Source organism: Trinickia sp. (genome assembly GCF_035492435.1).
GTDB lineage: Bacteria > Pseudomonadota > Gammaproteobacteria > Burkholderiales > Burkholderiaceae > Trinickia.
Genome location: NZ_DATJJF010000220.1, coordinates 1 through 13,084, shown reverse-complemented (window position 1 = coordinate 13,084; position 13,084 = coordinate 1). Strand labels below are relative to the sequence as shown.

The 13,084-nt window shown below is 62.3% G+C and carries 11 protein-coding genes; 3 read left to right on the top strand and 8 right to left on the bottom strand.

The genetic code is table 11. The annotated features are described in order from the left end of the window. Positions 1-182 precede the first annotated feature (182 nt). Positions 183-1,454, top strand: a complete 1,272-nt coding sequence (locus VL598_RS15970; RefSeq protein WP_414718735.1) for an oligosaccharide flippase family protein — start codon at positions 183-185, stop codon at positions 1,452-1,454. Positions 1,455-1,517: 63 nt separating this feature from the next. Here the strand turns inward: VL598_RS15970 and VL598_RS15965 are convergent, their stop codons facing one another. Further along, positions 1,518-2,315 carry a sulfite exporter TauE/SafE family protein gene (locus VL598_RS15965; protein ID WP_325327699.1) on the bottom strand — a complete coding sequence of 266 codons (798 nt, stop codon included), beginning with the start codon at positions 2,313-2,315 and terminating at the stop codon, positions 1,518-1,520. 331 nt (positions 2,316-2,646) lie between these two features. Between VL598_RS15965 and VL598_RS15960 the strand changes: the two genes are divergently transcribed. Then, a complete protein-coding gene (locus VL598_RS15960) occupies positions 2,647-3,744 on the top strand; it encodes a glycosyltransferase (protein ID WP_325327698.1) in 1,098 nt (365 codons plus the stop codon). Positions 3,745-3,755: 11 nt separating this feature from the next. On the opposite strand, the gene VL598_RS15955 is transcribed toward VL598_RS15960, so the two are convergent. The 4 genes from VL598_RS15955 to VL598_RS15940 all read right to left on the bottom strand — a co-directional run bounded on the left by VL598_RS15955 (position 3,756) and on the right by VL598_RS15940 (position 8,912). Further along, complete coding sequence (locus VL598_RS15955) at positions 3,756-6,263, bottom strand: FG-GAP-like repeat-containing protein (protein ID WP_325327697.1); 2,508 nt, start codon at positions 6,261-6,263, stop codon at positions 3,756-3,758. Between the two features lie 157 nt (positions 6,264-6,420). Beyond that, a complete protein-coding gene (locus VL598_RS15950; RefSeq protein ID WP_325327696.1) occupies positions 6,421-6,993 on the bottom strand; it encodes a hypothetical protein in 573 nt (190 codons plus the stop codon). 587 nt (positions 6,994-7,580) lie between these two features. Continuing rightward, positions 7,581-8,066 (bottom strand): YbaK/EbsC family protein, encoded by a 486-nt coding sequence (locus tag VL598_RS15945; protein ID WP_325327695.1) that lies wholly within the window; start codon positions 8,064-8,066, stop codon positions 7,581-7,583. Positions 8,067-8,333: 267 nt separating this feature from the next. Beyond that, a complete protein-coding gene (locus VL598_RS15940) occupies positions 8,334-8,912 on the bottom strand; it encodes a TMEM175 family protein (RefSeq protein WP_325327694.1) in 579 nt (192 codons plus the stop codon). Between the two features lie 610 nt (positions 8,913-9,522). Between VL598_RS15940 and VL598_RS15935 the strand changes: the two genes are divergently transcribed. Beyond that, entirely contained in the window at positions 9,523-9,903 is a 381-nt protein-coding gene (locus tag VL598_RS15935) for a response regulator transcription factor (protein ID WP_325327693.1), read from the top strand. Between the two features lie 173 nt (positions 9,904-10,076). On the opposite strand, the gene VL598_RS15930 is transcribed toward VL598_RS15935, so the two are convergent. The 3 genes from VL598_RS15930 to VL598_RS15920 all read right to left on the bottom strand — a co-directional run. Beyond that, positions 10,077-10,745 (bottom strand): response regulator transcription factor, encoded by a 669-nt coding sequence (locus VL598_RS15930; RefSeq protein WP_325327692.1) that lies wholly within the window; start codon positions 10,743-10,745, stop codon positions 10,077-10,079. A gap of 1,049 nt (positions 10,746-11,794) precedes the next feature. Next, the gene (locus tag VL598_RS15925; protein WP_325327691.1) at positions 11,795-11,920 is read right to left on the bottom strand and encodes a hypothetical protein; all 126 of its coding nucleotides are present in this window, start codon (positions 11,918-11,920) and stop codon (positions 11,795-11,797) included. A 455-nt stretch (positions 11,921-12,375) separates the two neighbouring features. Beyond that, positions 12,376-13,084 (bottom strand): alpha/beta hydrolase (locus tag VL598_RS15920; RefSeq protein ID WP_325327690.1); only part of this gene is annotated, 709 nt, incomplete at its 5' end.

Here is a 13,084-nt window from a genome sequence, read left to right as displayed (position 1 = left end):
TAGCACTGGTATGGGCACGAGAACCGCCAATCTGCGGCGCCGCGTCGGAAAACGACAGGATGGGCGCGGGTTCTGGCTGCAGTGAGCTATCAGATGGCGTTTCTTGCTGCCGTCGACACGATAATTTGTCCCCGTTCGTTTCAATGCAATGAGTTGCACACCGACGCAAGGATGTCGACAAAGTGAGCCAGTCGTGGGGCAGCAGAGCGAAAGCCGGCAGGTTGGCCGGCTGGTCGGCACGAGGTGGGTTCGGCACCCATGCCGCCACTTGGGTCCTGCTCCAGCAGGTGGTCGTGCGCGGGCTCGTCGCCATCAAGTTTCTCGCAATTGGCCGCATGCTCGGCCCAGCTGCGATCGGCACGGTCGGCGTAGCGCTGCTCGCGGTGGCGATTGCGGAGTCGTTGTCCGACACGGGGCTCGCGCAGGCGGTCATCCAAGGGCGCGAAGCGCCAACGCGCGATCAGCTCGGCGCGGTATGGACGACGCTTCTTACGCGCGGTGCATTGGTCGCACTCCTGCTTGTTGCGATTGCGCCGCTCATGGAGAGTCAGTTCAAACTGGACGGCCAGTTGCTCTTGCTGCAGCTTGCGGCGCTATTGCCGCTCATGCGCGGCATTGCGTCGCCGGCTTACTTCATCGTGCAGCGTGAACGGCGCTTTCAGCACATCGCTGGCGTTGAGGTCTCGGCTGCGATGGTCGACTGCTCCGTTGCTCTTGGTCTTGCGCTGGCGGGCGCGGGCGCTTACTCGGTGCTGATCGGCATGGTGCTCGGTGAGACGCTGAAAAGCGCGTTGACGTGGCTGACGATGGCGCCGCGCCCGACGCTCGCGGTGCGCTGGTCCGGCATCGGACACTACGTCGCATTTTCACGCTGGATCTGGGCGAGCAGTGTCGTCAACCTCGTGCTCAACCAGTTCGACAAGGTCGTCGTCGGAAAAATGCTCGGGCCGTCACAGCTCGGCGCCTATCAGATGTCGTCGCGGCTTGCGCAACTGCTGCTCGCTGACGCCGCGATTGCGATGGCGCAGTACCTGTTTCCGACCTTCTCCGCACATCACCGCAGCGACGCTGGCAAGGCCGGACGTCTTTTCAGGCTCTATCTGGCGGCCGCCGCAGTAGGCCTTACCGTGGTCATTGTGCTGTTGCGCTGGCTCGCCGAGCCGCTCTTTGCGCTGGTGCTTGGCCCGCAATGGATGGGCGCCGTCCCGCTGTTCCGCATTTTCGTCATCAACATGGCGCTGGGGGCGCTCATCGCCGTGCTCGTCTCGTATCTGCGCGCGATTGGTGACGCACGGGCGGCTACGCAGGCGTCGGTGCTGCAGGTGATCGTGCTCATCTGCGTCGTTCCGCCCGCCACGCACTACTGGGGCGTAACGGGTATTGCCTGGGCGATGACTGCCGGTCTTGCCACCGCCGCGCTGTGGATGTTTTATCGAACCACAAAGTTTGGCTGACGGTGTCGTGCTGCGTATCCTGCGCTTCGCCCTTGCCGCAGGCCGGGCGTGCTCACCCGAAGCTCACGCGATGGCGAGCCGCACGCCCACGAGCACGAGCACCACGGCGAGCAGAATCCGCAGCAGCGCTTCCGGCGCGCGGGAGGAGAGATGGCTGCCGAGGGCGATGCCCGGCAGCGAGCCCACCAACAGAGAAATCAGCATCGTCCCGTCGACGGAACCGATCAGCCAATGCCCGATACCCGCGACGAGCGTGAGCGGCACGGCGTGCGCCACGTCCGAGCCGACGATGCGTGCGGCCGGCAGCGCGGGATAGAGCAGCAAAAGCACCGTCACGCCGATGGCCCCCGCGCCGACCGACGTCATCGAGACGAGCACACCGAGGATGGCGCCTGTGACAACGGTCCAAAGGGTTGTGCGTGTGGACGATTCGCGCCGCGCGCCCAAGTTCGCACGCGCAGCGAACGCGGCCAATTGCGGGCGGAAGATGAGCGCCAACGAGGTTATCAGTAATGCTGCACCGAGCACGTGCTGGAGCAGTGCCGTTGCGGCCGGCGAATGCATGCCGTAGCGATGCAGCAGCCAAAGCGTCACCGCAGACGCCGGCACGCTGCCCGCCGCGAGCCGGCCCGTCACGCGCCAGTCCACCGATCCTTTAAGACCGTGGACGAGCGTGCCGGTCGCTTTGGTTGCGGCGGCGTAGAGCAGGTCCGTGCCGACGGCCGTGGCCGGATGCACGTTGAACAGCAGCACGAGCAGCGGCGTCATAAGAGAGCCGCCGCCGACACCCGTCAGCCCGACGAGGAATCCGACGCCAAGGCCAGACAACGAGTAGATCAGTTCGATATGGGGCAAAACCATCGTGCATGTGCGGCGAGTTTTCTGCTGCTCGCCACATCGGAGAGGAGTTGAACATGCCGCGCTCGCCCGCGCCATGGCGAACCGATCGGCGACAAAAGATAGCCATTGTCGCAAAAAGACTGGGCGTGACGGCCCTTTTTTTGCAGGAAACCACGGGGAGTGCGGTGCTTTGAGCGGGCATCGCTACCGAAATGAGCTACAAGATGGCCGGCACGGGAGGCCGGACGCGCTATTAATGTGCTACGGGCACCGTGCGCCGGACATTTGCGGGCGCAGCCGGCAGGCATATTGGCCGAAAAACAGCCCGTCGGGGGAGTGAGGCAGTACGAACATGCGAATACTTCAGCTGATTCTCGCGCCGAGGCTGTCAGGCGCGGAAATGCTCGTCAAAGGGATTGCTATCGGCCACCAGGAAAGCGGACACAGCGTCTGCGTTGCATCGCTGTTGCCCGCTCACGGCGATTTCACACCCGCTGCGAGCGAGCTGGCGGCACACCGCGTGACATGCGTCTTTCCGATACGCCGCTATGAGAAGCTCGGCAGGCTGATGTTTCTCTATCGTGCAATCCGGCGTTTCAAGCCGGATGTCATCTTCGCGCATGCGACGATCCCGGCGCTCTACGTGCGCGCGCTGCCTGTGCGCGTGCCAATCGTATGGGTGATGCACTCGGGCGTGAACGACTTCCTCGAAAACAATTTGCTGCAGCGTGCCGAGCGGATTTTGTCGTCGCGTGCGAAGGCGGTCATCGGCGTCTCACAGAAAAATATCGACGAATACATGGAGGCGATCGGCCGCCATCCGGCGCTGCTCGTCGTGCCAAACGGCGTCGATGCGGCGCGCTTTCGAGGTGCTCTTGCCACTGAGCGCGCCGGTGTGGGTGCGAGCGCGCATGCTGAGAATCGGCTGGAGCCTTCGAAGCAGGTCGTGCAGATTGGCCGTTATATCGAAGAGAAAGGGCACCTCGCCACGCTGCATGCGTTCAAGCGCTTGCTCGAGCACGACCCCGACGTCCGGCTGCGCCTATGCGGTGTGATTGACGATCGCGCTTATCACGCGGCTGTGGCCGCGCTCGCTGGGGATCTCGGCATTGCGCCGCGCGTCGAGATACTGGGGCCGCAAACGAATGTGGCCGAAATCCTCAGCAACTCGACCGTTTTTGCGATGCCTTCGCGCTTCGAAGCCCATAGCATTGGTTTTCTCGAAGCGCTCGCCTCGGGGATTCCGATCGTCGCCAACGGCATTGCGTCGTTCAACTTCGCACGCGGATGGCCCGGGGTGCAGCTCATCGACACCACAGACATCGAGCGTTATGCCCGTGCGCTTGCCGTGGCGCTTGCCCAGCCACGAGTGCAGCGCCCGCTCGAAGGTCTGACGCTCGAGGATACCGCGGAGCGCTATCTCGCCATTGCGCGGCAGGTGATCCGCTAGCGAGAGGCGAGCTATCGCAGCCGCTCGAGCCACAGCGTTTCCGAATAGCGGCCCGGCAAGTCGCCGAACCGTTCGGCCGCGCCCAGCTCTTGGCCGCGCGCGGCCAGCGAGTAGCCGACGAGCGCTGGTGCGCCGCCTGTCACGTGATATTCGTCAAGGGGCGCGCTCACGCGCTCGAACAGCGCCAGCAAGGATGTCGATGTCGACCCACCGGTCGCTCCGGGGCGCGTGATGAGGGCGGGCAGGGCGTCGGCCCAAGGCACGTCAGCAATCGTTCCCGCGTGGATTGGCTTGCCGAAGTCGGGCGCGGGTCCAATCGTCCACACGTCGATATTCGCGCGATTCGATGCACTTGGCTCGCGGGCGCTCAATACCACGAGGCTGTCGAGACGGCTTCCCTTGGCAGTGTCGATGGGCCCTACCGCGACCTTGGAGCGCGCGGCGCGCAAGCCGGAAAATTGCACCGTGTCGAAATGCGGCGCGAAAGCGTGGCCCGAGCTTGCGATCGATGCAACGGTCAACGCGCCGTTGGTGTCCTCGAGCGCAACGAGTCCCATTTGCGGAGAATCGGATAGACGCGCTGCGTAAAATCGCGCGGCAGGCGCGAGCGGCACGGATTTGCCCCACAACGAAGGCGCGTTGCCCGACGCGCCGCGACTGGTCAGCACCCAAAGGTCGAAGCCGCGGCCGTCTGGCGTGCGCTGCGCCGCCATGACGTCGGCGTGCCCGTCGCCGTCGAAATCCCCGGCGACGTACTGTTGCGTGCGATCGGGATCGAGCATGGAGGTGCTCTGGTACCACAAGCGCGGTGCCGAGAAGGCGCCGTGTCCCGTGTTCTCGAACAGCCAAAAGGCGGTCGAGCCGTGCTCGCCCGGGGCGATTGCCATCAGGTCGGCGCGGCCTGTGCCTCGGAAGTCGGCCAGCAGGAAGCGAGTCGAGTCGAAACACAAGGTCTCGCCGCGGCAGCTCGGCACGATAGCCCTGCTATCGAAGGGCACGGCATTGCTGTACCAGCGCGAGGCACGCTCGCCCGGCTCGAGTGCGAGGACTTCGACGTCGAAGCCGGGGCCGTCGCCGCGACGCTCGACGTAGACAGCACTCGGCTTGCCATCGCCTCCGAGGTCGCCATACATGGCGCCCGCAATGCGCAGATCGGCCCGTGCCGACTGTGGCGTCAATGCCCAACGATAGGCCGCTGTCAGCGATTCGCAACGCGCGAGGGCGGGCGTCCCGTCTTTTTCGCCTAGGCAGTGGCCGAGCGGAGTGCGCACGATGCCAAAGTCCCAGGGCGTGAAGCGCTGCGCGATGTCGTTGTCGTCGCAAGCTGCCTCGACGAGCGTGGCGTCGCGTTCAGCCACACAACGCGAACTCGAAACGCTCACGAGTGCGGCGTTGTGCGGGTTGCCGGGATAGCTCGGCAGCGGCTGCCAGCGCCATTGCTGAGCGCGGCTGCCATCGCAGGTGGCGAGCCGCGGCGACGTGTGGCCGCGTTCAGCATGATCACTACCGTCGCTCAGGCACTGGCTAGTTTGCTCGTTGACGAGGCGGACGGCAGGCGTGGCGCCATCGGGGCGATCGGGCGAGCCACCGCCTGCGTTCGCGTGGAAGGCGTAGCGGCGGGCGACCCAGTTGCCGTTCCATTCATACTCGCCAAAGACCTGCGCCAGGTTGCCGCCGTCGCTGTCGACTGCGAAGTAGCTCGCGACCTCGTCGCGCTTCAATTGCGTCTTGCCCGCCGGCACGTTGATCGGCAAATTGCTCGTCACGTAGGTGAGGTGATAGATGATCGGCGCCTTCGCGTGGGCCTCGTGTGCCGCCTCACGCGTGATGCGCGCGCAATAGATGTGATCCGGGTGCTCGAGGAAGGGTACGGTGTCGGGATTGAGCGTGTAGATAAGCGTCGCCTGCGACAGAAGTGCCCCGAGCGTGGCAATGATGTGTGCGCGATCGTAGCGCGCAACGCCGCCGCTGCCGTCGGCATTCATTGGATAGCTGGCGATCGTCGCGCCTTCATCCCAGACGAGCCCGATCGGCACGCGTCCGCCGCGTACTTGGCCACCCGGCAGCCGCATTTCCAGCAGGACGACATGCGGCGCCGCGTCAAGCACCATGCGGTGCACGGGACGGCCCGCGATCGAAACGGTGGACTCCGTCCATCGATCGGGCACCCCTGCCATCCGTGCATAAGCCTGGCGTACGCCGCGCTCGCGCAGCAGCACGTAGTTGAACTTCGAGTTGTCCGCGCCGCCGATCACGTGAACGGTGACGATGCACCAACCGTCGTGCAGACGGTCGCTGATGCCGGGATTGACGAAGAGGAGGTCGTCGTCAAGATGGGCGACGACAGTGACAAGCGTGCCGGCGCTGCAACCGGCCGGCAACGCGGACGATGAATCGGCATACGCCGGCGCTGGCCCCAGGCCTCGGAAAGCCAAGAAGCCGGGAAGCCCGAGCACGCCGATGAGGATTGCCAGAGCGGCAAACGCCAACGCTGCCGGCCGCAGCTTCCAGCCTTGCATAGGATTTCCCTCATGAAGGTAGGCGGCAGCGCTGCCGCCGGGGAGCAGCTTAGCGCGGCGAGCGCGCGATGGATACCCTCGCATGTGCGCGAGGGCTCATGATGTCGGCGCTTCAGATGGTTGGGCCTACTGCGCTTGCGAGGATTGCCCAGCGGGATCATTTACCTCGGCAGCACGAAAACGCATTGGCCCAAAAGCTGCTTTTACGGCGGGAGGTGTCAACTTCGGGCCGATCAGAAACAACGCCATCCGTCTTTGCGCGTTGCATTTTCCTGACCGCTCTCTGGTACCAGACTGGGTTCGTGAGAAGCGTGGCATTGTCAAGGATATCGGTCGACGCTATTGCCTTCATTGGGTGGAATTCTTTTTTTGCGGCGGCAGCGGTGTCGAAGTCCTTGTATTTAATCAGCCTGCCTTTCGCCGCTTCGTGAAAAGTCCTTGCCCAGTCTTCCTCGGTTTTGATTATGCCGTCGACGAGGCCGAGGTTGCGAAATTGACCCGCTGTAACGTCGACCGCGTATTGCTCTCCACTTTTTTTGGCTAGAACCATAAAGTGATTGGCCGGCATTTTGTCCAGCGCACTACTCCAAAGGTACATGCCACGAACGCGGGTTTGATAGCCAGCATCCTTAAGGACTAAGCTGACGGGTTCAAGGGCAGCCGCGCAACGCTCCTTGGGGCTGTTGAAATAATGTTGGAACCTCCCATCGCTTCGAGTCAGCCGCCCCAATTGTCGTAGCTCATCGTGCACTGCGGGCGGATACGACGTCAGCGAGTTTTCCTGAAAAGACCTGATGAACTCTGCCGGCTCTGGGTTGGAGTTCGCGCCTGTGCATGCGCAGGCGCATTTGGGGGACCTTGAGCTCGAGGGGCCTTCGGTAGGCAAGTGTCGTCCCATGCCGGGTGCCGTAAGACGATCGTCGCCGCAAGGCGCGGAAACGCCCACAGCGCGCCGATGCTTTTGGAACGCATGCATCACCAAAGTCCTTTAGCTCGCGGTGTCGGGTTCAAAGCACCTGAACGGACGGCCCCTATGACGGCTGTAAATCTGAGAATCTGCAAGCCACGGGCCTCGCAGCCTTGCGGGTGAGACGTCAGCATAGCCTCAAGCAATAACACGCCTGGTCACAAGCGCGTACTAGCAATACTGACAATAGGCATGAACAACGCGGGGCGACTCGCGATGCAAGTCGCAAGAACCGGAAGGGCGAACAACGACCGCCGCCGGGCAGTTTGGGCCCAGCGGCTCATTGGCCGATGTACGGCGCGGCGCGACAAGCGAGCGCAAGCTCAAGACAAGCGCGCCGTCAAGCTCTCCTAGACGGACATTCCCTGCATGCGATGGGCGAAGCGCGCTCGCTCGGCCTGATCCATGAGCGCGAGGAACTGCTCGCTGTCCATATGGATCAGTTCCTCGTGGTCGCCGGCCTCGAAATAGACATCGGGCTGATTCGCGAGCGTCTCGTCGAGATACGTCTGCATGCCGTAGGCCGTGCCCACCGGCGGCAGCGCACCGAGATCGCAGTCCTTGAAGAGCTCGCGCGTGTCGGTCTCCTTGGCGAGCGTCAGATGGCGCCCGGTCTTGGCCCAAAGCTCTGAAAGCCGGACTGAGTGCGTCGAAGGCAGGACAGCCGCTACGTAGCCGTGCTCGTCTTCAAGAACGACGGTCTTGGCCAGGCGTTCGCCGGGCACATGCGCCGCAGATGCCGTTTCGACGCTCGAATGGCTGTACGGATGACGGACGGTGTCATAGCGGCAGCCTTTGCTGCGCAGGCACTCCTGGAGGGTGGCTGACATGGACATGACGCACCTCTTGGTAAAACGGATGGACCCGTCCGCAATAGCGGGAAGGCAAAACGCCGAACTGTCGTTGCGGTCGGTTCAAATAGGATAGGCGCTGGCCGCGCTTCGCGCACACTCAACGCGTCGGGAAACGGCACGAATTGCTATGCCGTCAGCCTGGCACAGACGATGCATGGTTGGACAGGCGGCCGAATGCGAGCGCAGGCCTAACCTTGTCGGAAGAGGGCGCTGCTGAGCCATGAAGTGGTCGAATTTGCGCACGTCGCATCACTGCTGCTTCAATACGCGCTCGACGCGCCGGTCTGGTGCAATCCAGACGATTGCGTTGAGCGTGTAAAGAGCGACCGATACCGCGGGCAGACGGAATGCCGACGCAATGCCCATCAAGTAGAGCGCGACGGAAATTGCGCCTTTGACATCGCGGCCGATTGCTTGGGCGAGCGCGGAGTCCGGGCGGTGATGCCGCAGCAGCAAGCGGGTGAGAATGAAATACGCGATCGCCGCCATAACCAGCACAATGCCGTAGAGCGCGGTTGGCCACGGCGCGAGATGGCTGTTGCCGATCCAATGCGTGACCGCGGGCAGCAGCGAAAGCCAGAACAGCAGATGGAGATTGGCCCACAGCACAGGGCCGTTGACCTTCTGAACGAGATGGAACATGTGGTGGTGATTGTTCCAATAAATGCCGACGTACACAAAGCTCAGCACATAAGCAAAAAACACGGGCACGACGGGTTTGAGCGCGGTGATCTCGACGCCATCCGGTACACGGATCTCAAGCACCATGATCGTAATGACGATCGCGATGACGCCGTCGCTGAATGCTTCCACTCGTCCTTTTCCCATCTGCAACTCCCTGTCACGTTATCGTTGCGTTTTGACTGACTGGCGGCGGTGCACCGAACTGACATGCGCTCGTCCGGCGAAGGCGCCGAGAGAGGGCGGTGCGAATAGTGAAAGACGAGGTAGGACCCACCAACGACTGGAGGTGAGTGGCAGCCGACAGCCGAGCGGTGCGGCACCGCGCCTCGTGCGCCCTCCAGTGCGAGGCCCCGCAAATTCGAAAAAAACGGTGAGGCGAGTTTGGCGAGCGGCTATCATCAACGCAGACCGCTGATGCCTTCGCATGATTGGCTTCCCCATAAATGGGGCCAAGGACATAGGCGGCGAACGTTGAGGCAAGCCGGCGGCCGTAGGCCCTTCATCCAAGTAATGGAATCAGCGCATGCTAGCACTCCTCAGTGGCGCCTCACATGTCGATGGCGAGCGTTCGTGCTCCCGAGCACAGGCAACCCCGGCGATTGCCTGTACATTGGAACGTGAAGGCGAACTGAGGTACTCCTCGGTAACATACGTCCGTATGATGTGCGCTTTGTCGCTTGCAAGCTACCCTTACTGTTAACAACTCATGGTGGGCGTGGCGATGAGCCGCGGATCGTCAAAAGCGAGTTGGCCCATGCTTTCTGTTCCTGCGATTTCGGTTGTGGACGACGATGAGGCCTCGCGCCTGGCAATCGCTAGCCTCGTGCGCTCGCTCGGCTGGAAGGCGAATGTGTTCGAATCAGCCGAGCAATATTTGCATTTGCTGTCTTCAGCACCTGCTGATCACACGGCATGTCTGATCTCGGATATCAAGATGCCGGGGATGTCGGGCATCGAGTTGCACGAGCGTCTGTTGGCTTCGGGGCGCGCACCGCCGACCATCTTCGTCACGGCGTTCGCGACTGATCCCCTGCGAGCGCAGGTGATGGCAAACGGTGCACTGGCCTTGCTCGAAAAACCCATCGACGCCGGGGCGCTGGCGCACTATCTGACGGTTGCCGCCGGCACACCCTGAGCCGGATCGTCCAAAGGCACTCAGATCGAAAGCCGTTAAACTTAAGAGGCACTCGGCTGATCGGCAGTACAAGGCAGGCTTCAGGCAGGCTTGTGAGGCGCGCCCAAGTCATTCAAAGGTCACCCTCGGTTCATCTTAGATCGCCTAACACCCGCAAAGCGACGATCGCACCGCTACGGTGCGCGCGTCCGATGTGGCTCCACGCCGAGCGCTTCGGCCTTTCTGACGAGATCGGGCACGGAACGCGCCGCCATTTTCTTCATGACTTGCCCGCGGTGAATCTTGACGGTGATCTCGCTCAAGTTCATCTGAGCAGCGATTTGCTTATTCATAAGCCCGCTGATCACGAACTCCATGACTTCACGCTCGCGAGGCGTTAGCGCGTCATAGGCGGAGCGAAGCTCGGCCAGCGACCGTTCTGCCGCGCAGCGTTCGGCGTCGCGCGCGAGCGCCTCGGTGACGGCGTCGAGCATATCTTGGTCGCGAAACGGTTTAGGGAAGAAGTTAAGCGCGCCCGCTCTCATCGCCTTGACGGACATTTCGATGTCGCCATAGCCGGTCATGAAGAGCACGGGCATTTGCATGCCGCTGCGGGCCATGTCCTGCTGAAACGCAAGCCCGCTCTCGCCTCGCAGCCTGACATCCAGGATGAGGCAACTGGGCACGGCCGCCTTTGGAAAGGACAAGAATTCGCGCACCGATCCGAACGTTTCGACCGTCAATCCGACGGAGCGAAGCAGGTTACGCAGTGCCAGCCGCATCGATTCATCATCGTCGACTACGTAGACGACGGGCGCCTCGTCCCCCGATTTTGCCGATGTGGGATGTTGGTCGGAAACCATGCCGACTCCTTGTGAACCCGCGAGGCGCGCTGGGCGCTACCGCTAAGCGGGATCGCAAAACGCATTATAAGCCGCGCAGGGCGGGCACCGTGAGCGCTGCCCGACGTGGCGGGGCCAATCCGTTCATCATACCCGCGTATGGGGGGGACAGACGATTGTGTGTGGCCGATGTCTCTTTGCATGTTTGTCGGCGGGCGTGCGCTGGCGTACCTTTGGTCCTACCGGTTACGGTGTAATGCCAGCCGCAACTGGCGAGACTGGAAACACATGCGTCGCGGGTCTTCTCGCGTGCGCACAGGCAGCGCGAATTCCTCACAACGTTTTTGGGTGATCGAGAATGTCAGTCAGACCTAATCGATTTCTGGAGCGGCACCGCTTGATGGGACGGCCGTCGTTGCGCACCACGAGCCCTTGGCACCGCCCAGGCAGGCAACGTGCAGCGCGTCTCGCCGCGGCGCTCGGACATTGCATGTTGCGCACAGGCCGGGACGCAGCACGTGTTTTCAGGCTGTCGGGCGAGCAGGGCGGTTGAGGGGGCGGGGCGCTCGGCAAGACCGACGATGACGATCGATGCCGACGCTTGATGTCGCAGCTTAATCGCCTAGGCCAAGCGCAAAGCTCATGGTCAAGCTCAATGGCGCAAGTCAGTACGAAGCCCTGCGGCCCGGCGATTCAGAGCCGGGCCATGCAAAACAATGAAAAGGAAATCAAAGCATCGGAGTAGCGATGCGGGGCATTGGGAAGATGCGGACGTGAAAAAGCGAATTGCCACCGCGTCGATGACTTGAGAACAAGGCCCGCGCAGTCAGTAGCTTTCAGATTTGAATCTTTCCGCGCTTGCCCTTCGGGGCAATTCCGATTTTTTCTGATTCTTTTCATGACGCAGTCGCGCGTTTAAGCCAACTCCCTCTCCAACTGCCGCCGACGGTTTGTTACGGGGCGGTATCGGCTAATTCGAGGCTTATTCGATTCCTCTTACAGGGAGCGGGCTGACAGGCCGTCAGCCGCATAGCCGATATTCATAGCGACCTCGCTGAGGTGGTCACCGGTCACTGAATCGTGATGAGGTTCAGATCGACTGTCCGACGATAAACGTTCCGACCAAGCCACGGCACAAACGTGTATTCGTCGTACGCATTGCTGCCAAGGAAGATCCAGTTGCTCAGGCGGAACATCGCATCTCTCCGGTTGGTTTGTCGGTCGAGGCAAATTGCCTTCTCCATGTATCCAATCGTAGTGGCGTGACGGTCCCGAGACTATCCTACGATCGGTTGGAGACCGGCTGCCTAGGCATGAGGAAGGTATACGCGTGTTGCGATCCTGTCTGCCTGAGCATGAAGGGGGTATACGAGCGTTGCAGGCGGCGCTGCTTGCGCATCAGGGGGGCATACGGGTGTATGAACGGCTGCGCGTCTAAGCGACGCGCCGCCTTGTGCGGCTCTGTTGTGCCGCTATAGCGCGCGCAAAGCCGGCTTGGCTTCGCGCACGGAAAGAGAAGGGCGGTGACGGGCGCCTCGTCCGTGCTGCCATTCGACGACGGGGCACCACCGGCGATCAGTCTTCTTGCGGAGGATGCGGCTCGAAACGCTGCCGCCGGTGGCGCATCAACCGGCCCTACGACAATGCCGGTTCAATGGCCGAGGTGCTTGTCGAAGAACTGCGTGATTTCGCCGAACGCTTCCTTCGTTTCGGGTATGCGGTCATCGAACTGGTACTGAGCGTGCGACATGCCGTCGAAAACCTCGAGTTGCGCGTCGATGCCTGCTTCCCTGAGCTTTCGGTGCACGCGCACGGTGTTGCTGAGCAGCAGATCGCGTGTGCCGGTCGTCAGAATCGCCGGCGGAAAGCCATGCATATCGCCGTAGACGGGTGACAGCAGCGGATCCTTCAGATCATGACCGTGCGCGTAGACAACAGCTGCCGCGTCGCAAAACCCATCGCGCGACACCAGTACGTTGTCCACCTTCTCGTTCGTGTAGAAGGAATCGCCGGTTTTTGTCAGATCGGACATCGGCGTCCCCGGTGCAATCGCGCCAGGCATGCGCAATCCTTCCTGCTTCGCGCGCAGCATCAGCTCGAGCACGAGCGCACCGCCGGCGGAGGTGCCGAACACACCCACATTCTTCGCGTCGTTCGTCTTCAGCACGGTCTTGTAAACCGACGTGACGTCGTCAAGCGCTGCCGGGAAGTAGGCCTCAGGCGGCATGCGATAGTCGACGGAGATCACCTTGTAGTGCCCCAGGCCCGCCATGATGATGGCTTCGGTCGTGCCCGACTCTCCGGGGTACAGCTCATAACAGCCGCCATGGATGTGGATAAGCACTTTGTCGCGGTGCTCG

Bases quoted from the DNA above. Each gene is read 5' to 3' on its own strand.
- VL598_RS15960 (WP_325327698.1), top strand. From the start codon at position 2,647: ATGCGAATACTTCAGCTGATTCTCGCGCCGAGGCTGTCAGGCGCGGAA.
- VL598_RS15940 (WP_325327694.1), bottom strand. From the start codon at position 8,912: ATGGGAAAAGGACGAGTGGAAGCATTCAGCGACGGCGTCATCGCGATC.
- VL598_RS15965 (WP_325327699.1), bottom strand. From the start codon at position 2,315: ATGGTTTTGCCCCATATCGAACTGATCTACTCGTTGTCTGGCCTTGGC.
- VL598_RS15955 (WP_325327697.1), bottom strand. From the start codon at position 6,263: ATGCAAGGCTGGAAGCTGCGGCCGGCAGCGTTGGCGTTTGCCGCTCTG.
- VL598_RS15945 (WP_325327695.1), bottom strand. From the start codon at position 8,066: ATGTCCATGTCAGCCACCCTCCAGGAGTGCCTGCGCAGCAAAGGCTGC.
- VL598_RS15925 (WP_325327691.1), bottom strand. From the start codon at position 11,920: ATGTTCCGCCTGAGCAACTGGATCTTCCTTGGCAGCAATGCGTACGAC.
- VL598_RS15930 (WP_325327692.1), bottom strand. From the start codon at position 10,745: ATGGTTTCCGACCAACATCCCACATCGGCAAAATCGGGGGACGAGGCG.
- VL598_RS15935 (WP_325327693.1), top strand. From the start codon at position 9,523: ATGCTTTCTGTTCCTGCGATTTCGGTTGTGGACGACGATGAGGCCTCG.